Here is a 22,133-nt window from a genome sequence, read left to right as displayed (position 1 = left end):
TCCGGCACACCGGACATCCCTGGAGAGGGCGGATACAGACTGCCGGGAGACGGCAGCGCCCGGGCTACCGACCGGGCCGCGTTTTCGTGTGCACGGCCAGGCTAGGCGAGCCGGCCCCGTAGCGACCAGAGAGTTTGCCGCGGGCCCGCCGCCACGGCTGCCTCAACTGCCCACGGACGTACGGGAGTCGGCCCGCTGCCCGGGCGACCGCGGACCGCTGCGGGAGTTGTTCGCCGCGAGCGCGAGTCCGCTGCCGCAGGAAACGCTGTCTGAACACTTGGACAACCCGCCGACCCGCTCACGCCACTGTTCATACGCTGCCCGCGCGGGTGGCCCCGGTGATCGCGCCGGGGCGCCGACAGCAGTACGACCTGCGGCGGCCCATGCGTTCGCGAGCCTGGCCCGCTGTGCCACCACCGTGTTTCGTGCGGAAGGACCGTCGGGGTGTCGCTCTCCTCAAGCTCCCGGCAGCAGCCGGAAACAGACAAGTCGACCACTGAGGAGGACCTGCCGCGCGACGGGGCGGCCACGGGCGGGAACGCCGCCGCGGATCAGGGCACCGCCTCCCGCGAGCAGGCCGCCGCGCCGGACGGCGGCGGACCGTCCGGGCTCCGCTCCGGGTTCCGGGGCAGGTTCCCGCGCAGGCTCCGGCCCGGGTTCCTCGCCGGATACCGGGAGAGGTTCCGGGCCGAACACCCCGCCGTCGCACGGGCCTTGCCCAAGGTGACCAACGGACTGGCCGCCCTGCTCGTGCTGTTCGGCCTGCTCCTGCCCGCCTCGCTCGACCGCGTCACGCTCGGCACGTTCCTGCGCCTGCCCGTGGAGGCGATTTACCTCGCCGCGGTGCTGCTCGTACTGCCGCGGAAGGCGGGCCGGGCGCTGTCCCTGGTGGTCGGAGCGGGCCTGGGCCTGCTGACCGTGGTCCGCTTCATCGACATGGGCTTCTTCTCGGTCCTCGACCGGCCCTTCGACCCGGTGCTCGACTGGATCCTCTTCGACGACGCCGAGGAGTTCCTCCAGTCGACGGTGGGCCGGGCCGGTGCGCTCGGCGTCGTCGTGGGGGTCGTGATCCTGGTCGTCGTCGTGCTCGTACTCATGACTCTCGCCGTGCGCCGGCTCAGCGACCTCGTCGTACGCAACAGCGTCGTGGCGACCCGCGCCACGCTGGTCCTCGGGGCGGCGTGGATCACCATCTCGCTGCTGGGCCTTCAGGCGTTCGACGGCATACCGTTCGCCGCCAAGGCCACCTCCAGGCTCGTCCAGGAGCGCGCGATGCTGCTGCGGAAGGGGCTCGACGACGGGCGGGAGTTCGCCGATCAGGCCGCCGTCGACCGCTTCCGCGACACTCCGCCCGAGAAGCTGCTGACCGGCCTGCGGGGCAAGGACGTCATCTTCGCCTTCGTCGAGAGCTACGGCCGCGGCGCCGTCGAGGACCCCTCCATGGCGCCACAGGTCGACTCGGTGCTGGAGAAGCAGACCGGGCGGCTGCGCGATGCCGGGTTCTCTTCCCGGAGCGGCTGGCTCACCTCCCCGACGACCGGCGCGGGCAGCTGGCTGGCCCACTCCACCCTGATGTCGGGGCTGTGGATCGACAACAACCAGCGCTACCGCACCGCCGCCGCGAGCGACCGCTTCACCCTCACCGGCGCCTTCCAGCGCTCCAGGGCGTGGCGGACGGTCGGCATGATGCCCGGCGTACGGCGGTCCTGGCCGGAGGGGCAGTTCTACCACTTCGACGAGATCTACGACTCCCGTGAAATGGGCTACAAGGGGCCGATGTTCAGCTGGTCGCCCGTGCCCGACCAGTACACGATGCAGGCCTTCGAGCGCCTTGAGCACGGCAAGAAGCACCGCAAGCCGCTGATGACGACCGCCATCCTCGCCACCAGTCACAACCCCTGGGCGCCGCTGCCCACGACGGTCGGCTGGGACCAGATCGGTGACGGCTCGATCTACCACGCGCAGAAGAGGGCGGGGAAGGACCCCAGGGAGGTGTGGAAGGACCCGCACCGGGTGCGCACGGAGTACCGGCGCTCCATCCAGTACTCGATACGCAGCCTCACCGACTACGTGGCGAAGTACGGCGACGAGGACACCGTTCTGGTCTTCCTCGGAGACCACCAGCCCGTGCCCACCGTCGTCGGCAACCGCGCGAGCCGGGACGTTCCGATCTCGATCGTCGCCCACGACCCGAAGGTGCTGGACCGGATGTCCGGCTGGGGCTGGAACGAAGGGCTGAAGCCCGGCAAGAAGGCCCCCGTCTGGCGGATGGACAGCTTCCGAGACCGGTTCATGACCACCTACGGCCCCGAGTCCGGTTCGAAGGACGCGCCTGGTTCCCAGGACAGGTCCGGTCCCAAAGGCCACTGAGGGCGCGCCGGTTGAGGCGGGCCGGGGATCGCGCCCCCGGCCGGGCGGGCAGGTACGGTGACGCTGCCTGGCCGGACCGCCCTACCGGAGGATGTCGACCGTGCCCTTCGAACGCCTCACCGCTTCCCCATCCGCCCGGATCGGGCTCGGCCTGGCCGCGCTCGGCCGCCCCGGCTACATCAATCTCGGCCGGGAGTCGGATCTTCCGGCCGAGCGGACGGTCGAGGCGATGGAGAGCCGGGCCCACGCCGTGCTCGACGAGGCGTACGCACGCGGAGTGCGGTACTTCGACGTCGCCCGCTCGTACGGGAGGGCGGAGGAGTTCCTCGCCGGGTGGCTGCGGAAGCGCCCGGCGCACGGCGACGCCGTGGCCGGCAGCAAATGGGGCTACACCTATACGGCGAACTGGCGCACGGACGCGGCCGTGCACGAGGTCAAGGACCACAGCCCGGCCGTCTACGACCGTCAACTCGCCGAGACCCGCGGCATCTTGGGCGACCGTCTCGACCTGTACCAGGTCCACTCGGTGACGCCCGGGAGCCCCGTCCTCACGGACCGCGCCCTCCAGGACAGGCTGGCGGCCCTCGCCGCCGAAGGCGTCACCGTCGGCTTGAGTACGACGGGTCCCGGACAGCCGGCCGCGATCCGCGCCGCGCTCTCGGTCGAAGTGGACGGCGTCCCCCTCTTCTCCAGCGTCCAGGCCACGTACAACCTCCTGGAGCCCTCGGCGGGGCCCGCCCTCGCCGAGGCGCACGACGCGGGGCGCAATGTCATCGTCAAGGAAGCTCTCGCCAACGGCCGCCTCGTACACGAAGCGGCGGGCTCGGCACTCGGCCGCGTCGCGAGGGAGACCGGCCTCGCGCCCGACGCGCTGGCGCTGGCGGCCGTCCTCGCGCGGCCATGGGCGCGCGTCGTCCTCTCCGGTGCCGCGACGACGGACCAACTCGACGCCAACGTCTCGGCGTTGACGGCTGACCTCACCCCCGACCGCGTCGAACGGCTGGCCTCGGAGCTGGCGGAGCCGGCGGAGGAGTACTGGCGGCACAGGGCCGCGCTGCCGTGGACGTGAACCGGGACGGCGACCGGGACCCGTCCGGCCTAAGACCGTCCGGCCGGAGCCTGCCCTGCCCGTGCCGCGGGTGACGAAGGCGCGGCTCCCCCGCCGGGTCCCGGCCACCGCCTCACCCCGGTCTCCTCCGGCCCGCCCGTCGGCACCCGTACGCGCCGGCCGAGAAGGAGTGCAGCCCCCGGCCGATCCGGGGTACACGGGGGCGCATGAGTCATATACGGCATAGAGGATTTCTCAGGCTGGTGCTCCTTCTCGTGGCAGCCGTCCTGCTGCCGGCGTTCGCGATGGCCCCCTCCGCCGGGGCCACGGAGCCCGCCGCGGGGGCGTCGAACAGGGCGGACAGCGTCGGCGAGGTGGCCGCGGCGCTGCGCCAGGGCCCCGTCTTCGTCGACCAACGGGCCTCGGACCGGCTCTCCGCCTCCGACGCCAGGGACCTCACCCGGAAGATCAAGAGGGCGGACAAGCCCGTCTTTGTGGCCGTACTGCCGAAGTCGAAGGAGTTCCCGCCGTCCACGCTGCTGCGGGACCTGCGCTCGCAGGTCGGCGACAGGGGCGTCTACGGCGTCACGCTCGACGACGACTTCGCGGCTGGAGCCGACCGGTCCGTGATGCCACGCGGTGCGGTCGACGGGCTGCGCAGGTCCGCGGACGGCGCCGGCGGCGATGCGAAGGCCAAGGTCGACCGCTTCGTCGACGGTGCGACGGCGGACGCGCGCGGCACCGCTCCCTCCTCGTGGGACGGCAGCCCTGCACGCGGAACGGGCGGCGGCTTCATCCTGCTGGTGCTTCTGGCGCTGCTCGTCGTGGGCGTGGGAGGCGGCTTCCTCGCGCGCAACCGCGCCCGCGCGCGCCAGGCCGAGCAGGAGCGGGCCCGGCTGGAGACGCTGCGTCCCGTGGTGGACGAGGACATCACGGCCTTCGGCGAGGAGCTGGACCGCATCGGCTTCGAGCCGCAGGCGCCGGAGTCGGACGACGCCATGCGCAGGGACTACACGCACGCCGTCGACGCGTACGACGAGGCGAAGCGGAAGATGGAGGCCGCGCGCGCCCCGGGGGACGTACGTTCCGTCACGGAGTCCCTGGAGGACGGGCGCTTCGCGCTCGCCACGCTCGAAGCGAGGCGGAACGGCGAGCCCCTGCCCGAGCGCCGGATGCCGTGCTTCTTCGACCCCCGCCACGGCCCGTCGGTGGAGGACGTGCGCTGGGCGCCGCCGGGCGGCACGGAGCGGACGGTGCCGGTCTGCGCGGCGGACGCGGCGCGGCTCCGGGACGGTGCGGAGCCGATGGCCCGCAACGTGGACACCCCCGAGGGGCGGCGCCCGTACTGGGAGGCGGGGCCGGTCTACGGGCCCTGGGCGGGCGGCTACTTCGGCGGGGGCATCCTGCCGGGCCTGCTGGTCGGCACGCTGCTGGGCAGCGCGATCGGGCCCTGGGGCTACGGCGACGGCTTCGGTGACGGCGGATTCGACGGAGGCGACGGGGGCGACGGAGGCGGTTTCGGCGACGGCGGCGACGGCGGCGGATTCGGCGACGGCGGCGGGTTCGACGGAGGAGGCTTCGGCGGCGGGGACTTCGGCGGAGGCGGCTTCTGACCGGTCACGGGGTTCCGCAAGCGGTCAGGCTCGCCTTACTTCGTTTGCCGCACGGAAGCGGCGCTGCTGTTGCCGGTTCCCCGCCGTCCCCTTTGACTCGATTGTGCGGACGCCGTACGGAGGTGGCACTGATGCTCTCGTCCCGAAGCCTGTTCCGGGAGATTCTTCAAAACGACCGCTCCTTCCAGCTCTTCTGCTCCATCGCCGCCAGCGGCGAGGCGCAGGGCGGCTGGGAGAACGCCCGGATCGCCGCCCTGGTCCCGGAGAGCATGCGGGACCTGGTCCCGAAGATCACCAGGCACGGAGCGGACGAGGACAAGCACGGCCGGATCTTCAACGCCCTGCTGAAGAAGCGGGGCCTCAAGCCCGTCCCCGTACCGCTCGAAACGGACTACACGATGCTGCTGGAGCGGCGCGGCATCGGTCTGATGCACGAGAAGCTCCGCCGCGACGAGCCGCTCACCGAGCACGACGTCATCGTCTATCTGACGCACAGCAGGGTCACCGAGCAGCGTGCCTCCGACCAGATGGCGATGCTGCTCCACAGTTGCGAGGACGATCCCGAGATCGCGCGCGCCATCAGGATGATCAGCAACGACGAGGACAACCATCTGGCGTACTGCCACGAGGAGTTGCTGCGGCTGGCCGCGAGCGGCCACGAGCCGGCGATCCGGCGGAGCCTGCGGCGCTGCGCGATGGCCGAGATCGCCGTGCACCGCGACGTCTCGCTCGCGGTCATGTCGCACATGGGGCGGCTGCTGGACTGGCCCGCGGTCAGGACGGTGCCGATCGCCGCGGGCATCCACGGCATGTACGCCTTCGAACGGCTCGGCGGCTGGCGCCGGATGGCCAATCTGTCGATGCCCGAACGGCTCGACGCCCTCGGTGAGCCGGCGAAGAGCACCGCGCCCGTGGTGTGAGGACCGGGCCTCCGCTCAGATCCCGCGCCCTCAGACCCCCTGCCCTCAGACCCCCTGCCCTCAGAGCCCGGGCCCTCAGAGCCGGCTTCCCGAGGCGGTGTCCGACGACATCCGCTGGGCGAGATAGATCGGGATGACCGACAGCAGCACCAGCACCGCCGCGACGACGTTGACGACCGGTGCCTGCTGCGGGCGCGCCATGTTGGAGAAGATCCAGATGGGCAGCGTCTGGGTGCTGGGGCCCGCGGTGAAGGTCGTGACGATGATCTCGTCGAAAGAGAGCGCGAAGGCGAGCAGACCGCCCGCCACCAGGGCGGAGCGCACCAGTGGGAACGTCACGTCGGCGAAGGCGCGGAACGTGTTCGCACCGAGGTCCATGGCCGCTTCCTCGAAGCTGCCGGGCATCCGGCGCAGGCGCGCGATCACGTTGTTGTAGACGACCACGACGCAGAACGTGGCGTGGCCGACGACGACCGTGAAGAGGCCGAGCCCGACACCGAAGGGCTCCAGCACCGTGCGGAAGGCGGTGTTGAGCGCGACGCCGGTGACGATGCCGGGCAGCGCGATCGGCAGCACGACCACGAACGAGAGCGCCTCGCGGCCGAAGAACCTGAAGCGCTGGATGGCGAAGGCGATGAGCGTGCCGAGGACGAGGGCGGCGGCCGTCGCGCCCACGCCGGCCTTGAGCGAGGTGACCAGCGCGTGCCGCGCGCCCGCGCTGCCCCAGGCGTCCGCCCACCAGTGGAAGGTGACGCCGGGCGGGGGCCAGCCCGAACTGCGGTCCGGATTGAGGGAGTTGACCAGTACGAGGAAGAGCGGGACGTAGATGACGGCGAAGCCGAGCACGGCGGCGATGCGCAGCGTGATGCGTGCGGGCCGGGAGAGTTTCATCGTCGTATGCCTTCGCGTCTCTTGCTGCCGGCGGGTTCGCCGGACGGTGTGGTCAGAGGCTGCTCAGGGCGCCCGTGCGGCGCACCGCGAGCAGATAGAGCACGATGATCACCACGGGGACGGTGCCCAGCGCCGCCGCGAGCGGCAGGTCCAGGGTGATGTTGGAGTAGATGAGGTTGCCGATCAGCTGCGTCTTGCCGCCCACGATCTGCACGGCGATGTAGTCGCCGAGGCTGAGGGAGAAGGTGAAGACCGAGCCGGCCGCGATCGACGGCAGCAGGATCGGCAGCACCACGGAGCGGAAGGTGCGGCCCGTGCGGGCGCCGAGGTCGGAGGAGGCGTCGAGGAGGCTGTCGGGTATCTGCTCCAGCCCGGTGTGGATGGGAAGGATCATGTACGGCAGCCACAGATACGTCAGTACGAGGACGGTGGCGGCGAGCCCGTACCCCGGCCCGTCGAGTCCGAGCGGCGAGAGCAGCCAGTCCAGCAGTCCGCCCTCGGCGAGGATCAGCCGCCACGCGTACGCCTTGACCAGATAACTCGCCCACAGCGGCGTGAGGATCGCGACCACGAGCAGCGGACGCCAGCGGGGCGAGGCGATGCGCGCGGTGAAGAAGGCGACGGGGAAGGCGATCACGACGCAGACGGCGGTGACCGCGAGGGCGACGCCGACGCTGCGCAGGGCGACCTGCTGGTAGACGCCGGTGGTGACGATCGTCGTGAAGTTGTCCAGGGACCAGACCTTCACGACGTTCGAGGTGAAGGTGTCCGTGGTCCAGAACGCGGACATGAACAGCGCGGTGAGCGAGCCGAGATAGGCCAGGATCAGCCACGTCAGCGGCGCGGAGAGCAGGAGGGACAGTTGCAGCCGGGGACGGCGGTGAAGGGTCCCGGCTAGCCGCCGGACGGTCTGTCCGGCGGCCGGCTCGGTTTTGCTCATCGGTGTCTCGTCCTAGCTCTTGATCTCGGTCCAGGCCTGGACCCACTTGGCGTACGGCACGCACTTGGCGTCCTTGCGGCCGTCGAGACACTGCTGGGTGGGCGTGGTCCAGTAGTGGACCTTCTTCCAGTACGGCTCGTCGTCGGCGTGGTACGTGCGGCAGTGGTTCTTGTCCGCCGTCAGCTTGCACGCCTTCGCGTTGGACGGCGCCTCACCGAAGTACTCGGCGACCTGCGCGTTCGCCTCGGGCGAGACGATGTGATTCAGCCACTTGTAGGCGCAGTTGGGGTGCTTGGCCTTGGAGGAGACCATCCAGGTGTCGGACCAGCCCGTCGAACCCTCCTTGGGCAGCACGGCCTTGACCTTGGCGCCCTCGTCCTGCGCGGTGTTGAGGATGACCTGCCACGAGGTGCCGACCACGGAGTCGCCGCTCTTGAAGGCGGAGATCTCCTTGAGATAGTCGCTCCAGTACTCGCCGATGTTGGCGTTCTGCTTCTTGAGCAGGTCGACGGAGGCGTCGAACTGCTTCTGGTCCAGGGCGTAGGGGTTCTTGATGCCCAGCGAGGGCTTGTGCTTCATCAGGTACAGGGCGGCGTCGGCGATGTAGATCGGCGAGTCGTACGCCGTGACCTTGCCCTTGTGCTTTCCGGCGTCGTCGAAGACAGCGGACCACGAGTCGGGCGCCGGCTTGACCTTCTCCGTGTTGTACATCAGGAGGTTGGCGCCGCGGCCGTGCGGGATGCCGTACGGCTTGCCGTCGACGGAGTTCCAGTCCTTGTTCTTCAGCCCCTTGAAGATGTCCTTGTAGTTGGGCACGAGCTTGGTGTTGACGGGCTCGGCGTCGCCCGAGGCGATCAGGCGCAACGAGGCGTCCCCGGAGGCCGAGACGGCGTCGTACTGGCCCGTCTTCATGAGGCTGACCATCTCGTCGGACGAGGCGGCGGTCTTGGTGTTGACCTTGCAGCCCGTCTTCTTCTCGAACGGCGTGACCCAGTCGACCTTCGGGTCGTTGCTGCCGTCCTCGGCGTAGCCCGCCCACGCGATGAGGTTCACCGCGTTCTCGGTCTTGCCGAGCTTCTTCTGCGGCTTGAGGTCCGGTGGGTCGACCGCACCGGGTGACGAGGACGAGGAGCCGGAGGAACCGCAGGCGGTGGCCAGGAGCAGGGCGCCCGCCGCGGCGAGGGTCTTGAGGGTTCGGGACATGCGCACGGAGATCTCCACAGTAGGAGGGGCGGCGAATCGTGGGGTGAGACCGGGATCAGGGGGTGAGGGGTGAGGGGGTGAGGGGCTGTGGTCGGTGGCGGGAGCGACGCTCAGGGCGCCTCTCCCACCGGGAAGTTGTGCCGGTTGTGCCACTGGAGCCTGACCCGTGAGCCGCGGTACGCGGCGACGTCCTCGGAAGAGGTCTCCAGGTTCTGCTGGACGGCGGTGAGCCGTCCCCCGGCGTCGAGGTCGACGAGGAAGCGCGTGGCGTCTCCCAGATAGACGACCTCGGCGACGGTGCCTGCGGCGGCGGCGTGTTCCGGTGCGTCCTCACCGGCGGCCGGCTCCTTGAGCACGCGGATCTTCTCCGGGCGGATGCTGAACGTGCCCTGTTTGCCGACGACTTGCTCGGCGGTCTCGCCGGTGAGCAGGTTGGAGGTGCCGACGAAGCCCGCCACGAATTCGGTCGCGGGGCGTTCGTATATCTCGGCGGGCGCGCCGGTCTGTTCGATGCGGCCGTCCTGGAAGACGGCCATCCGGTCGCTCATCGTGAGCGCTTCGTCCTGGTCGTGGGTGACGAAGACGAACGTGATGCCGACCTCGCGCTGGAGTTCCTTGAGTTCGATCTGCATCTGCTCGCGCAGCTTGAGATCGAGTGCGCCGAGCGGCTCGTCCAGCAGCAGTACGCGGGGGCGGGTGACGAGGGCGCGGGCGAGCGCGACCCGCTGCCGCTGCCCTCCGGAGAGCTGGGAGGGCCGGCGCTTGCCGAAGCCGTCGAGGCGGACGTTCTCCAGGGCCTCCGCCGCCCGGCGCAGCCGTTCCGCCTTGGGCACCTTGCGTATCTTCAGGCCGTAGGCGACGTTCTGCTCGACGGACATGTGCGGGAAGAGGGCGTAGTCCTGGAAGACGGTGTGCACGTCCCGCTCGAAGGGCGCGAGCCGCGTGACGTCCTTGCCGTCCAGCTCGATCGTGCCGCTCGTCGGCGTCTCGAACCCCGCGATCATGCGGAGCACAGTCGTCTTGCCCGACCCGGAGGGCCCCAGCAGGGAGAAGAACTCACCGTCCGATATGGACAGATCGATGCCCGCGACGGCCTCGGTCCTGCCGAAGGCCTTGCGCAGGTTCCGCAGCCGGATGGCTTTCCCCTCCATGTACGGGAACCTTTCTGCTGCTGTGGTCGTTGGCCGGTAAATATATGAAGTCATAGTTCAAGCTTCAAGACCGCTCCAGGCCCTCTTCTGGTAAAGCCTGAGCCAAATGACAAGGTGGTGGCCGTGAGGAGAGATCAGGACGGCGCCCGAAGAACCGTGTTCACGCCCATCGGCGCGCAGGCTCGCGTCGAGGCGGTCGTACGGCGGCTCGGGGACGCCATCGAGCTCGGACTGCTCAGCGACGGCGAGCAGCTGCCGGGCGAACCCGAACTCGCCGCCCAACTCGGCGTCTCCACCGTCACGTTGCGCGAGGCGCTGATGGCGCTGCGCCAGCGCGGGCTGGTCACCACCCGCAGGGGCCGGGGCGGAGGCAGCTTCGTCACGGTCCCCGAAGGGCCCGTCGAGGAACGGCTGCTGGCGCACCTGGGCGGCTGGAGCCCCGAGGAGCTGCGTGACCTCGGCGACCACTGGACGGCGGTCTCCGGAGCCGCCGCCCTGCTCGCCGCGCAGCGCACCGAGCCCGACGATCTGCACCAACTGCACCGGTCCGTCGAGGCGTTGGCGGAAGCCGCCGACCCGCCCGCGCGCAGCCGCCTGCACGGCCGCTTCCACGTCGAGCTGGCCGCCGCGGCGCAGTCGGCGCGGCTGACCCGGGAACTCGTGGGCGTCCACGCAGAGGTGGGCGCGCTCGTGTGCCTCGTACTCGGCGAGGAAAGGCATCTCAAAGACGTCTGCGATCGTCACCGCGCCGTGATCTGTGCGGTGCAGGATGGTGCGGCGGAGCAGGCAAGAGCCCTTGCCGAGCAGTGCGTTCAGGTCTCCATGAGGCGCCTGGTCGAACTCCGCCTCGGCGCCACCGGCCCCGCCGGCGGGCCGCACGCAAAGGAGGGCACCCGTGGGCAGCAGTTCCGGTCCCCGCCCCCGCCCCGGTCCAGCGGGCGGCGGAACGTACGTTCTTGAGGACGCGAACTCCCCGGCGCACGCCGCCGATTCGGCGGCAGCGGCGGCGGCAGGCGTGTGCGACGCGCTGGAGTGCGTCTTCGACGCCGTGGCCGAGACCCGCCGCGACACCGCCGCACTCCTCACGGCGGTCGCGGCCGAGGACAGACGGCCCACTACCGCCGACCTCGCCGGACTGCGCCCCGGACTGCACGAGCGCCTCGCCCGGCTCACGCTGATGTCCGGCGCCGGATTCGTCGCCGCGCCCGGGCTGCTCGCCGACGCGGAGGCGTGGCTGGAGTGGTGGCAGACGGGCCCGGGCGGCGAGGCGCGTCCGCTGCTGCTGGACCTCGACCCGGAGCACTCGCCGTACTGGGACTACACGCACTGGGAGTGGTTCGCTCTGGCCCGCGACACGGGGCGGCGCGCGGTGGCCGGTCCGTACGTGGACTATCTGTGCTCCGACGAGTACAGCCTGACGCTGTCGGTGCCGGTGACCGTCGGGGACCGCTTCACGGGCGTCGCCGCGGCCGACGTGTATCTGCCGGACTTCGAGGCGGCCGTCATGCCGGTGCTGCAACGGCTGACCGGGCCCGCGTGCCTCGTCAACTCCCGCGGGCGCGTGGCGGTTTCGACGTACGCGAACCATCTGGCGGGCTCGCTGCTGAAGGGGCCCGACTTCGGCGCCGTACTGGCGGGAGCGGGCGGAGACACCGGGAGGGACCCGGCCGCGGGGGACGGCGGGACGGACAGGACCGACGGGCAGGACGTGACCGCCGGGCGGGCTCTCGCCCCCTCCGGCTCCCCGTCCCTGTCCGGCTCGGGGCCCCACCGCCACGACGGGCTGTCCCTGCGCGCGTGCGGCGACATCCCCCTCATCCTGGTGACCGGCGACGGGTGACGCGGCGCCCCTCCCCGCGACGGCCCGCCCCCTGGACGCTTCGACGGCCGCCGAAGTGTCGCGGGCGCATCATGGCCGTACGGAACGAGGAGGAGCCGTATGGAACGAGGAGGACGGGCCCTGCGGCCGGACCCGAGCGGGCAGCGGCTCGCGGAGCTCGCAGGACTGCTCGCCGACCGTACGCGAGCCTCCGTGTGCCTTGCCCTCCAGGACGGACGGGCCTGGACGGCGGGCGAGCTCGCGCGGGCGGCCGGAGTGACGGCGCCCACCGTGAGCGCGCACCTGGACAAGCTCGTGTCGGGCGGGCTGCTCACGGAGATCCGGCAGGGGCGGCACCGGTACGTACGCATCGCCGGGCCGCAGGTATCGCAGCTCATCGAGGACCTCGCCGCGCACGCCGGGCCGCCGCCCGCGCCGCGCGGGCTGCGCGCGGCCTCTGCGGGCGCCGCGATGGCGCGGGCCCGTACGTGCTACGACCACCTGGCGGGCGGTCTCGGCGTCGGCGTCACGGACGCGCTGCTGCGCCGCGGAGTGCTCCAGCAGTCGACCGGCTTCTCCGTGACGGACCAAGGTCTGGAGTGGTTCGGGCAGTTGGGCATCGACCTGACCCCGCGGCCCGGGAGCCGCCGCCCGATGGCGCGGTCCTGCCTGGACTGGACGGAACGCCGCCCGCATCTCGCCGGACGCGCGGGGGCGGCGCTGTGCTCGTACGCGCTGGACGAGGGCTGGTGCCGCCGCATCGGCAGCGGGCGCGCGCTGAAGGTGACGGGCAAGGGCCGGGACGCGCTGGAGGAGCTGCTGGGCATGCCGGTGGCGGTGGCCGCGTGAGCACGTACGGGGGTGCCGATACGTACGAACGCTTCCGGGCGCTGCACCACGGCGAGCGTCCGCTGCTGCTGCCGTGCGCCTGGGACCACGCGTCGGCCGCGGCGCTGCACCGGCGCGGCTTCCCCGCGATCGGCACGACGAGCCTCGGCGTCGCGGCGGCCGCGGGTCTGCCCGACGGCAGCGGCGCCGCGCGCGACGAGACGCTCGCGCTCGGGCGGGGGCTTGCGCGCCTGCCGGTGCCGGTGAGCGTCGACGTCGAGGGCGGCTTCAGCGACGATCCAGGCGAAGTCGCCGCGCTGGGCGCCGAGTTGGCGCGTGCGGGCGTCGCCGGGGTCAACATCGAGGACGGGCTGCCCGACGGCACTCTCGCCGATCCGGGGCACCACGCGGCGAAGATCTCCGCCCTGAAGCGGGCCGCACCGCGGCTCTTCGTCAACGCCCGCACCGACACACACTGGCTCGGCGCCGACGCGACCCTCGGCGGGGCGCTGCGCAGATGCACGGCGTACGCGGCGGCGGGCGCGGACTGCGTCTTCGTACCGGGGCTGCTGGAGGCTTCCGAAATCGCTGCGCTCGTAGGGGAGTTGGGGACGACGCCGCTGAACGTCCTCTACTCCCCCGGGCGTCTCTCCCGCGACGGGCTCGCGGACGCGGGCGTCCGCCGCATCAGCCTGGGCTCGCTGCCCTTTCGCGCGGCGCTGCAACGGGCCGTCGACCTGGCCTGCTCGATCGCCGAACCCGGCGGCACGTCCCTCGAACCGTCGCCCGTGCCGGCGTACGGCGAAGTCCAAGCCCTGCACGGGGAGTTCGAGGACCGCCGCTGAGCGCCGGGCGGCATGTTGTCGGGGCCGCCCCCGGGCAACCGTGGTCCCGTCAAGCGAGCAGCGGTGCCAGCAGGCGGGCCGTCTCGGCGATCAGCGGGTAGTCGGGCTCGGCGTCCGCGGTCGTCTTCGTGGTGAAGACCGCCAGGACGACCGGCTCCTGGTCGCGCGCGGTCCAGGCGACGCCCACGTCGTTGTTCGTGCCGTAGGCGCCGGAGCCTGTCTTCTCCGCGACGGTCCAGCCCTCGGGGAGCCCGGCGCGAAGGCCCTTGTCGCCGGTGGTGTTGCGCTTCAGCCAGTCGGTCAACTCCCCGCGCTCCGCCCGCCCGAGGGCATCGCCGAGGGTGAGGCGCATGTAGGTGCGCGCCAGCGCCCGGGGCGAGGTCGTGTCCCTCGCGCGGCCCGGCTCCGCCGAGTTCAGCTCGGTCTCCCACCGGTCGAGACGTGTCACCTCGTCCCCCAGGGAGCGGCAGAAACGGGTGATCGCCTCGGGACCGCCCAGTTCGCGCAGGAGCAGGTTGGCGGCGGTGTTGTCGCTGTAGCGGATCGCGGCGTCGCAGAGCTGCCGGACCGTCATGCCGTCGGAGAGGTTCCGGCGGTCGCCTGTGACCGGTGAGTGCTCCTCCAGGTCCGTCCGGGAGTAGCGGATCCGCTCGGAGAGGACGTCGCCGCCGCCTCGCCGGCGGTCCTTGAGAAGGGCCGCCGCGGCGAGGGGCTTCCAGGTGGAGCAGAGCGGGAAGCGCTCGTCCGCCCGGTGTGCCAGCGTGCGGCGGGTGCGGGTGTTGTACGCGAACACCCCTGCGCGGGCGGAGTGTTCGCGCTCCAGCCTCCGCATCGGACCGGCGATGTCCTCGCCGTGCGCCCCGTCGCGGTGCGCCGCGTCGCCCTGGGACTCTCCCGTCCTGCCCGTCTTGCCGGCCCCGGACGTACAGGCGCCGGTCAGCAGACTTCCCGCTCCGGCGGCCAGCACCGCACGGCGCGAGGGGCGGTCCAGTGGCACGCTCAAGTCGCCGCCTTTCTCCGGTGGTTCGCTCTCCCGTCCGGTGGATCAGATCACGAAGTACGCCCGGACGCGGACGGTTTCGGCCACGCCTGCCGACACCCCCGTCATGTCCGTAAGTTCTTGCGTGGCCGCCACAAGAAAGGGAAAGTTGCGCGGAGGCCGGGCGGTCCGGGCGCAAGGATGGACGCCGCGCCCGCCGGTGTTGGGATTTCGTAGGTTTCAAGGGGCGGGGGCCCGGCGTCTCACGGCGGCCCGTCCAACGGGGGGTGATGTGCCGTGGCGTCGTTGATTCCGCCTCTGCCCAAGATCGAGACGCTGATCGACGCGCTGGAGCAGCTGATCAAGCTCCCTCCGGGGCGGCGCGGACCGTCCCCCCTGGTGATGCTCAGCCAGTCCGGCGAGGGCCGGGAGGCCGAGCTGATCGCCGACGGACTGTGCGCGCGCTTCCGCGTGGGCGGCCGGGCCCGCATCCCGTACGCGCAGGTGGCGGGCTCGCCGTCGGGACCGGGCAGCGAACGCATCGGCGACCTCTTCCAGAAGCTGGAGCAGGAGCTGGGACGCAACCGGCCCGGAGGCTTCGGGAAGCTGCGCCTGCCCCGGTTCACGCTGATGTGCAGCGTCGTCGAGACGGATCTCGCGGAACGCCAGAACGCCGTACAGGCACGGGAGTTACGCGACCGGTGCTTCGCGGAGCGGCGCAAGGACTCCAACTTCCTCAAGGTGCTGGAGCGGGTCAGCGGCGGCGACCAGGCTCCGGCGGGCGTGCCGGCGTTTCTCTGGTACTGGACGCGCCAGCCGCTGTTCAACGTACTGCCGCGCTGGCTGTACGGGCGGCTGCAGGAACGCCGCATGACCCACAAGGGAAGCTGGTACCGGCAGTGGGCCGACCTGCCGAAGGGCACGGGATTCTTCCAGGACGCGTCGAAGTACGCCGGCACCGCGCCGGTGCCCGGTCTCGAAGCCGGGATGTTCGCGGGCCTCAGCGAGGCCGTGGCGGAGGAGCCGGAGACCGCGGAGGAACGCGAGGAGCGGCTGGACCGCACCGCGGGGCTGCTGCTGCGGGCGCTGCTCACGGATCTGGAGGCGGCGTTCCGCCGGCCCAGGCTCTCGCCGTGGGGGCGCCGGCGGAAGAGCCGGTTCGCGATCGTGCTGCCGCAGGCGGCCGGATACCCGGACTGGACGGACCGGCTCGTGCAGGACTTCCCCGGCGCCGTCGAGGAGACGGGGAGCACGAGCGTCGTGCTCGTCTGCACCGAGCGGCCCGTGGACTCCGGAGATGAGCGCGCCGAGAGCTTCGCGGAGGCCGCCATCACGCTGAGGTCCTGGAAGGACATGACGGGCCGCGGCGGAGCACGCGCGGTGCGGGTCCGGGTGGAGGGCCGGCCGGAGGACGGTGCGGCGGCGCGCTGGCTCGGCCGGAACCCGGAGATATACCCGGAGCGGACCTACTCGGACGCGGCGCCGCTCGCCGAGGCCACTCTCAGCACGCTCCTGGTCCTCGGCCTGCTCGGCGGCGCCGGCGTCTACGGCGTCAACTGGGCCCTCGACGACAGCAGTACCAAGTGCATCGGCCCGGCGGTGGCCGAGGCCAAGGACTCCCCCGCCAACCGCGTCCCCGACGACTGGCAGCCGGACGACGTCTACGACGAGTCGATGAGGCTGCTGGAGGAGAACAACCGGGCCGCCGAGAAGGCGAGGAAGGAACGCGGGGCGATCGTACGGACCGTGGTCTACATGGGCGTGCCCGTCGAACCCGGCGCCGGCGACGAAGCCATGTACAGCGGTGCGATCCCGGAGCTGCGCGGCGTCGCCCTCGCCCAGCAGCAGCTCAACCGGGAGGCCTCCCGCAACGCGGACCACGCGGTCAGGCTGAAGGTGAAGCCGGTCGACGCCGGCGAGAACTTCTCGCGGGCGCCCGAGGCCGCCAGGGACCTGGTACGGCAGATCAGGTCGCAGAAGCAGGAGGAGATCCTGGGCGTGGTGGGACTCGGGCAGAGCCGCGAGACCACCATGAAGGCCCGCGACATCCTCGGCGACGCCGGTGTGCCGATGCTCGGGACGGTGGCCACCGCGGAGCGGATGCAGGAGCACCAGTGGTACCGGCAGGTGGCCCCCGACAACAGGCGGGAGGCGCGGATCGCCGCGAAGTTCGCCCGGCTCGGCAACATCGTGAAGACGGGGAAGGACACCTGCGCACCCGCCGAGAAGGCCGTCGTGATCGCGGACCCGGACGACGAGTACAGCAACGACCTGAGCGGGCTGTTCACCGAGGAGTTCGGACGCAGCGACACCCGCACCCTCTGGTACAGCCCCGAAGGGAACAGCGGCAGCCGCTCCACGAAGGGCCGGGACGACGTCCGATGGGTCGAGTCCCCCAGCGCCATGGCGAACGAGGTGTGCCGGCGGCTGAAGAGCAGGAAGCACACCGTCGTGTACTGGGCGGCGCGGGCCAACGAATTCGGCACGTTCCTCTCGTACTTCGACCGCCGCGAGACCGAGTGCAACGGCAAGGTGCACATCCTGGGCGGCAACGACCTCACCAACGCCGTCGTGGACGAGCAGCAGCCGAGCAGATACCACCCCGACGCACGCCTCTACTACGCCGCGCACGCCCTGCCGATGAGCTACCCGCCGAACTCCAGCGCCGAGGTCTTCCGCGCCGCCTACCGTGCCCAGTTCGGCAAGGACCACTGGATCAACGACGGCCGTACGCCGCTGGCCTGGGACGCCATGCAGGTCCTCTCCCAGGCGGTCAACGACGCGCTCGAGGACTCCGGCGCCGAGGGCCTCAGCCGGGGCACGGTCCGTCTCATGGTCGTCGCCGGGGCGAAGATCCGCGGCGCCACCGGGCAGTTGGACTTCGCCAAGGGCGCCCGGGTCCCACGCGACAAGCGGCTGCTGATCCTGCACGACACGAAGCGCGGCGCGGAGGTCTCCCTGGAGTGCGGCGCGCGGGACGGCGGCAAGGAGCGCAAGCGGTGGGGCACGAAGGAGGAGTTCACGTGCCCGCGCGACGAGGCGCCGTGAGGGGGCGGGGCGGGGCTGGCTTCGGCCCCGCGGTGGACCGGGCCCTGCCGACGCCCGTCAGGCCAGGACCGCCGTGCCGTCGAGTTCGACCAGGGCCTCCTCGTCCCACAGGCGGGTCACACCGATGAGCGCCATCGCCGGATAGTCGCGGCGTGCGTGGCGGCGCCAGACCGCGCCCAGTTCGCGGGCCTCGGCGCGGTAGGCGGCGACGTCGGTGGTGTAGACGGTGACGCGTGCGAGGTCCGCCGGCGTGCCGCCCGAAGCGGCAAGCGCCGTCAGCAAGTTGGTCAGGGCCTGCTCGAACTGGGCGGTGAGCGTGCGGCCGACGACGCGGCCGCCGGCGTCGAGCGCCGTCTGGCCGGCGAGGAAGACGATGCGGGAGCCGGTGGCGGTCACGGCGTGCGAGAAGCCGGTGGGCGGGGAGAGTCCGGGCGGGTTGGTGCGCCGCAGGACGGGCTCCTGCCCGCTCCGCCCGGCCGCGTCCGGGTCCGGGTCCGGGTCCGGGTCCGGGTCCGCGTGAGCGTCGGTCACCTGTAGAGCTCCTTCGCGATGATCGAGCGCTGCACTTCGCTGGCGCCCTCGTAGATGCGGGGTGCGCGGACCTCGCGGTAGAGGTGTTCGAGGAGGTGGCCGCGCCGGAGGGCCGCCGCGCCGTGGATCTGCACGGCGGCGTCCACGGCCTGCTGAGCCGTCTCCGTGGCCAGCAGCTTCGCCATCGCGGCACGCCGTGCGATGTCCGGCTCCCCGCGGTCGTACGCGGCGGCCGCCGCGTAGACCAGCAGCCGCGCGGCCTCGATCCGGGTGGCCGTCTCCGCCAACTGGTGGGCGACGCCCTGGAGATCGCGGAGTGTGCCGCCGAACGCGGGCCGCGTACCCGCGTGTTCGACGGCGGCGTCCAGCGCCGCCTGAGCCATGCCCGTCGCGAACGCGCCGACGCTGGGCCTGAAGAGGTTCAGCGTGCGCATCGCGACGCCGAATCCGGCGTCGACCTCGCCGAGCAGGTCGTCCCGTGAGACCGGCACGCCGTCGAAGGTGAGGGTGCCGATCGGATGCGGGGAGAGCATCTCCAGCGGTTCGCCGCCGAGGCCGGGCCGCCCGGCCGGTACGAGGAAGGCCGTCACGCCACGGGCACCCGCGCCCTCGGTCGTACGGGCGAAGACGGTGAAGACGTCCGCGCCGGGGGCGTTGGAGATCCACGTCTTGGTTCCGGTCAGCCGCCAGCCGTGCCCGGCGCCGGTGCCGTCCGGCTCCGCGTGCAGGGTGAGGGCCGCGGCGTCGCTGCCGGCTCCGGGCTCGCTCAGGGCGAAGGCGGCGACCGCACGCCCGGAGGTCACCTCGCCGAGCCAGCGTGCGCGCTGCTCGTCCGTACCGGCGAGGGCGACCGGTCCGGCTCCGAGGCCCTGGAGGGCGAGCGCCGTCTCGGCCTCGGTGCAGGAGTAGGCGAGGGACTCGCGCAGCAGGCACAGGTCGAGGGCGCTCGCCGGGCGCCCGTCGGGGTCGAAGAGCCGCCCGAGCAGGCCGAGTTCGCCGAGCGCGGCGAGCAGCCCGCGGTTGATGCGGCCCTCTTCACCCGCCTCGGCGAGCGGGCGCAGCTCGCGGGCGGCCAGCGAGCGCAGCTCCTCGCACCACTTGTGCTGCTCGGGTTCCAGTGCGAACGCGGGCATCGGCGGGGCCTCCTCCTGATGGCGGCTGGTGCTCGCAGTCACTGATCCTCTATCGCGGACCGTTGACTGTCGTCACCAACACGTTACGCTCAACGGCACACCGGCGACACCGGCACACGGCACACCCCCGAGGGGGCTTGCGATGCATCTGAGCCCGTCCGCACACGTCGACACCTTCGCCCGGGACCATCTGCCCCCGCCGGAGGAGTGGCCGCAACTGCTCTTCGACAGGCCCGAGCTGCGCTACCCGGAGCGCCTCAACTGCGGCGCGGAGCTGCTCGACGCCTCCGCCGAGCGGTACGGCGCGGAGCGCCCCGCCCTCCGCGGCGCCGACGGCGAGTGCTGGACGTACGGCGAACTGCGCGTCCGTGTCGACCGGATCGCCCATGTGCTCACCGATGTCCTGGGCGTCGTCCCCGGCAACCGCGTACTGCTGCGCGGCCCCAACTCCCCGCATCTGGCCGCCTGCTGGCTCGCGGTGATGAAGGCCGGGGCGGTCGCCGTGACCGTACTGGCCGCGCAGCGCGCGCACGAGCTGCGCACGGTGTGCGCCATGGCGGAGGTCGGCCACGCGCTGTGCGACGCGGCGGCCATGGACGAGCTGGAGAAGGCCGAGATACCCGGGCTGCGGGTCACCGCCTTCGGCGGCGACGGGCCCGAGGACCTGCTGGCGCTGAGCGAGTCGCAGCCCGAGCGCTACGAGGCCGTGGCGACGGCCGGGGACGACGTCGCCATGATCGCCTTCACATCGGGTACGACGGGACGGCCCAAGGGCTGCGTCCACTTCCACCGCGACGTGCTCGCCGTCGCCGACACCTTCTCCGCGCACGTGCTGCGGCCGACGCCCGACGACCTCTTCGCGGGCAGCCCTCCGCTGGGCTTCACCTTCGGCCTGGGCGGCCTGCTGGTCTTCCCGCTGAGGGCGGGCGCGGCCGCGCTGCTGGGGCAGTGGAGCGGCCCCGAGCAGATGCTCGCCGCGGTCGAACGCCACCGGGTGACCGTGCTGTTCACCGCTCCCACCGCCTACCGCGCGATGCTCTCCAGACTCGGCTCCCCCGCTTCCCCGGGACGCGAGCGGCCGTACGACGTCTCCTCGCTGCGGCGCTGCGTCTCGGCCGGCGAGAATCTGCCCGCCGCCACTCACGAGGCGTGGCAGGAAGCCACCGGCCTGCGGATGATCAACGGCATCGGTGCCACGGAGATGCTGCACATCTTCGTCTCCGCGGCGGACGACGCCGCCCGCCCCGGCGCCACGGGCGTCGCCGTGCCGGGCTTCGAGGCCCGCGTCGTGCGCAAGGACGAGGGCGGGCGCCTCGCTTCCGTGCCGGACGGGGAGCCCGGGCTGCTCGCGGTCCGCGGTCCCGTCGGCTGCCGCTACCTCGCGGACCCGCGGCAGCGGGAGTACGTGTGCGACGGCTGGAACCTCACCGGCGACACCTACATACGCGGGGCCGACGGGTACTTCCGCTACGTCGCACGTGCCGACGACATGATCGTCTCGGCCGGTTACAACATCGCGGGCCCCGAGGTCGAGGAGGCCCTGCTGCGCCATCCCGACGTGGCCGAGGCGGCCGTCGTGGGACGCCCCGACGAGCACCGCGGCCAGGTCGTCGTCGCGCACGTGGTGCTCCGCGAGGGGGTGGAGGCGGGCGCCGTAACGGCCGACGCGCTGCGGGAGTTCACCACCGCGCAGCTCACGCCGTACAAGTGCCCGCGCGAGTTCGTCTTCGCGGCCGCGCTGCCGCGCACACCGACCGGGAAGCTCCAGCGCTATCTGCTGCGGGAGGGCGAGGCACAGGAGGACGGCGGACAGGACGGCGGACGGGACGGCGGGTCGCCGGGCGGCGCGGAACAGAGGGAGCGGACGGGACAGGCGGAACGGACGGAGCAGAGCGGCGCCGAGACGACCGGTGCCGGGCGCCCCGCCTAGAGTTGCCGCGTGCACCCGCAGCAGTCCGCCGTATCCAGGCCGTCGCCGAGCTCGCTCATCCTCACCTTCTACGGGGCCTACGGACGTGCCTTCCCGGGCAGCACGGTGCCGGTCGCGGCGCTGATCCAACTGCTCGGCGCCGTCGGCGTGGACGCCCCTTCCGTGCGCTCGGCCGTCTCGCGGCTCAAGCGGCGCGGCCTGCTCACCGCGGACCGGCCCGGCAGCAAGGCCGCGGGGTACGCGCCCTCGGAGGCCGGGAGGCAGCTTCTCGACGACGGCGACCGCCGGGTGTACGCCCGCCCGGTGCCGGACGGCCGCTGGCTGCTGGCCGTCTTCTCCGTCCCGGAGAGCGAGCGGGGCCGCCGCCACATACTCCGCTCCCGCCTGGCCCGGCTGGGCTTCGGCAACGCCGCCCCCGGCATCTGGATCGCCCCGTCCCATCTGGAGGAGGAGACGCGTCACAGCCTGGGACGGCTCGGTCTCACCCCGTACGTGGACCTGTTCACCGGCACGCACGACGGCTTCGAGCCGACGGCGGAGGCCGTCGCGCGCTGGTGGGACCTCGCCTCCCTGGCCACGCTGCACCGCTCGTTCCTCGACGTGCACGAGCCGGTGCTGCGGTCCTGGTCGCGGCGGCGCCAGGCGCCCCCCGAGGAGGCGTACCGGGACTATCTGCCGGCCCTCGACGCGTGGCGGCGCCTGCCCTACGCCGACCCCGGGCTGCCGCCGTCGCTGCTTCCGGCCGGCTGGCCGGGCGAGCGCTCCGCGGAGGTCTTCTTCGCGCTGCACGAGAAGCTGCGCGAGCCCGGGCGCGAGTACGCCGTGGGCTTCGCGCAGGCGTGAGACCGCCGCGTCAGACGGCGTCCGGCGGGCCTCCCGCGAGG

At 72.2% G+C, this 22,133-nt stretch carries 18 protein-coding genes; 11 read left to right on the top strand and 7 right to left on the bottom strand.

Annotated elements, in window-relative coordinates:
- Window positions 1-444 precede the first annotated feature (444 nt).
- The 4 genes from QQM67_RS25200 to QQM67_RS25185 all read left to right on the top strand — a co-directional run bounded on the left by QQM67_RS25200 (window position 445) and on the right by QQM67_RS25185 (window position 5,951).
- Complete coding sequence (locus tag QQM67_RS25200) at window positions 445-2,370, top strand: alkaline phosphatase family protein (RefSeq protein ID WP_314176710.1); 1,926 nt, start codon at window positions 445-447, stop codon at window positions 2,368-2,370.
- Window positions 2,371-2,470: 100 nt separating this feature from the next.
- Window positions 2,471-3,439 carry an aldo/keto reductase gene (locus QQM67_RS25195; protein ID WP_314176709.1) on the top strand — a complete coding sequence of 323 codons (969 nt, stop codon included), beginning with the start codon at window positions 2,471-2,473 and terminating at the stop codon, window positions 3,437-3,439.
- A gap of 206 nt (window positions 3,440-3,645) precedes the next feature.
- Window positions 3,646-5,031 carry a hypothetical protein gene (locus tag QQM67_RS25190; RefSeq protein WP_399067554.1) on the top strand — a complete coding sequence of 462 codons (1,386 nt, stop codon included), beginning with the start codon at window positions 3,646-3,648 and terminating at the stop codon, window positions 5,029-5,031.
- Window positions 5,032-5,162: 131 nt separating this feature from the next.
- Complete coding sequence (locus QQM67_RS25185) at window positions 5,163-5,951, top strand: ferritin-like domain-containing protein (protein ID WP_314176708.1); 789 nt, start codon at window positions 5,163-5,165, stop codon at window positions 5,949-5,951.
- Between the two features lie 75 nt (window positions 5,952-6,026).
- Here the strand turns inward: QQM67_RS25185 and QQM67_RS25180 are convergent, their stop codons facing one another.
- The 4 genes from QQM67_RS25180 to QQM67_RS25165 form a co-directional block, all read right to left on the bottom strand.
- Window positions 6,027-6,842 (bottom strand): ABC transporter permease, encoded by an 816-nt coding sequence (locus QQM67_RS25180; protein WP_314176706.1) that lies wholly within the window; start codon window positions 6,840-6,842, stop codon window positions 6,027-6,029.
- A 52-nt stretch (window positions 6,843-6,894) separates the two neighbouring features.
- The gene (locus QQM67_RS25175) at window positions 6,895-7,782 is read right to left on the bottom strand and encodes an ABC transporter permease (protein WP_314176704.1); all 888 of its coding nucleotides are present in this window, start codon (window positions 7,780-7,782) and stop codon (window positions 6,895-6,897) included.
- 12 nt (window positions 7,783-7,794) lie between these two features.
- Window positions 7,795-8,985 carry an ABC transporter substrate-binding protein gene (locus QQM67_RS25170; protein ID WP_399067592.1) on the bottom strand — a complete coding sequence of 397 codons (1,191 nt, stop codon included), beginning with the start codon at window positions 8,983-8,985 and terminating at the stop codon, window positions 7,795-7,797.
- A 110-nt stretch (window positions 8,986-9,095) separates the two neighbouring features.
- Entirely contained in the window at window positions 9,096-10,136 is a 1,041-nt protein-coding gene (locus QQM67_RS25165) for an ABC transporter ATP-binding protein (RefSeq protein ID WP_314176701.1), read from the bottom strand.
- Window positions 10,137-10,259: 123 nt separating this feature from the next.
- Between QQM67_RS25165 and QQM67_RS25160 the strand changes: the two genes are divergently transcribed.
- The 4 genes from QQM67_RS25160 to QQM67_RS25145 all read left to right on the top strand — a co-directional run bounded on the left by QQM67_RS25160 (window position 10,260) and on the right by QQM67_RS25145 (window position 13,628).
- Entirely contained in the window at window positions 10,260-11,096 is an 837-nt protein-coding gene (locus QQM67_RS25160) for a FadR/GntR family transcriptional regulator (RefSeq protein WP_314176699.1), read from the top strand.
- Window positions 11,032-11,976, top strand: coding sequence for a PDC sensor domain-containing protein (locus QQM67_RS25155; RefSeq protein WP_399067550.1), 945 nt, complete (start codon window positions 11,032-11,034; stop codon window positions 11,974-11,976). Before QQM67_RS25160 ends, QQM67_RS25155 begins: the two co-directional genes overlap by 65 nt.
- 99 nt (window positions 11,977-12,075) lie before the next feature.
- The gene (locus QQM67_RS25150) at window positions 12,076-12,804 is read left to right on the top strand and encodes an ArsR/SmtB family transcription factor (protein ID WP_314176697.1); all 729 of its coding nucleotides are present in this window, start codon (window positions 12,076-12,078) and stop codon (window positions 12,802-12,804) included.
- Window positions 12,801-13,628, top strand: a complete 828-nt coding sequence (locus QQM67_RS25145; protein ID WP_314176695.1) for an isocitrate lyase/PEP mutase family protein — start codon at window positions 12,801-12,803, stop codon at window positions 13,626-13,628. Before QQM67_RS25150 ends, QQM67_RS25145 begins: the two co-directional genes overlap by 4 nt.
- Before the next feature lie 49 nt (window positions 13,629-13,677).
- Here QQM67_RS25145 and bla read toward each other — a convergent pair whose 3' ends face one another.
- Window positions 13,678-14,631 carry a class A beta-lactamase gene (gene bla, locus QQM67_RS25140; RefSeq protein WP_314176693.1) on the bottom strand — a complete coding sequence of 318 codons (954 nt, stop codon included), beginning with the start codon at window positions 14,629-14,631 and terminating at the stop codon, window positions 13,678-13,680.
- A gap of 273 nt (window positions 14,632-14,904) precedes the next feature.
- On the opposite strand from bla, the gene QQM67_RS25135 reads away from it, so the two are divergent.
- Window positions 14,905-17,655 (top strand): type 1 periplasmic-binding domain-containing protein, encoded by a 2,751-nt coding sequence (locus QQM67_RS25135; protein WP_314176692.1) that lies wholly within the window; start codon window positions 14,905-14,907, stop codon window positions 17,653-17,655.
- 57 nt (window positions 17,656-17,712) lie between these two features.
- Here the strand turns inward: QQM67_RS25135 and QQM67_RS25130 are convergent, their stop codons facing one another.
- Together QQM67_RS25130 and QQM67_RS25125 are read right to left on the bottom strand one after the other, a co-directional pair.
- Entirely contained in the window at window positions 17,713-18,105 is a 393-nt protein-coding gene (locus QQM67_RS25130; RefSeq protein WP_314176835.1) for a RidA family protein, read from the bottom strand.
- Window positions 18,106-18,182: 77 nt separating this feature from the next.
- Window positions 18,183-19,319 (bottom strand): acyl-CoA dehydrogenase family protein, encoded by a 1,137-nt coding sequence (locus QQM67_RS25125; protein ID WP_314176690.1) that lies wholly within the window; start codon window positions 19,317-19,319, stop codon window positions 18,183-18,185.
- A 142-nt stretch (window positions 19,320-19,461) separates the two neighbouring features.
- Here QQM67_RS25125 and QQM67_RS25120 point away from each other — a divergent pair, with 142 nt between their 5' ends.
- Complete coding sequence (locus tag QQM67_RS25120; protein ID WP_314176688.1) at window positions 19,462-21,249, top strand: AMP-binding protein; 1,788 nt, start codon at window positions 19,462-19,464, stop codon at window positions 21,247-21,249.
- A 9-nt stretch (window positions 21,250-21,258) separates the two neighbouring features.
- A complete protein-coding gene (locus tag QQM67_RS25115) occupies window positions 21,259-22,092 on the top strand; it encodes a PaaX family transcriptional regulator (protein WP_314176686.1) in 834 nt (277 codons plus the stop codon).
- The last annotated feature ends 41 nt before the right edge of the window (window positions 22,093-22,133 follow it).

Origin of the sequence: Streptomyces winkii (assembly GCF_032248595.1) — a bacterium.
GTDB lineage: Bacteria > Actinomycetota > Actinomycetes > Streptomycetales > Streptomycetaceae > Streptomyces > Streptomyces winkii.
The sequence above is the reverse complement of the archived record's forward strand: the minus strand, read 5'-3'. Positions and strand labels throughout refer to the sequence as shown.

What these genes read in the sequence shown, in the direction of transcription:
- QQM67_RS25190 (WP_399067554.1), top strand. Translation starts at nt 3,646, where the DNA reads ATGAGTCATATACGGCATAGAGGATTTCTCAGGCTGGTGCTCCTTCTC.
- QQM67_RS25185 (WP_314176708.1), top strand. Translation starts at nt 5,163, where the DNA reads ATGCTCTCGTCCCGAAGCCTGTTCCGGGAGATTCTTCAAAACGACCGC.
- QQM67_RS25180 (WP_314176706.1), bottom strand. Translation starts at nt 6,842, where the DNA reads ATGAAACTCTCCCGGCCCGCACGCATCACGCTGCGCATCGCCGCCGTG.
- QQM67_RS25175 (WP_314176704.1), bottom strand. Translation starts at nt 7,782, where the DNA reads ATGAGCAAAACCGAGCCGGCCGCCGGACAGACCGTCCGGCGGCTAGCC.
- QQM67_RS25170 (WP_399067592.1), bottom strand. Translation starts at nt 8,985, where the DNA reads ATGTCCCGAACCCTCAAGACCCTCGCCGCGGCGGGCGCCCTGCTCCTG.
- QQM67_RS25165 (WP_314176701.1), bottom strand. Translation starts at nt 10,136, where the DNA reads ATGGAGGGGAAAGCCATCCGGCTGCGGAACCTGCGCAAGGCCTTCGGC.
- QQM67_RS25150 (WP_314176697.1), top strand. Translation starts at nt 12,076, where the DNA reads ATGGAACGAGGAGGACGGGCCCTGCGGCCGGACCCGAGCGGGCAGCGG.
- QQM67_RS25125 (WP_314176690.1), bottom strand. Translation starts at nt 19,319, where the DNA reads ATGCCCGCGTTCGCACTGGAACCCGAGCAGCACAAGTGGTGCGAGGAG.
- QQM67_RS25120 (WP_314176688.1), top strand. Translation starts at nt 19,462, where the DNA reads ATGCATCTGAGCCCGTCCGCACACGTCGACACCTTCGCCCGGGACCAT.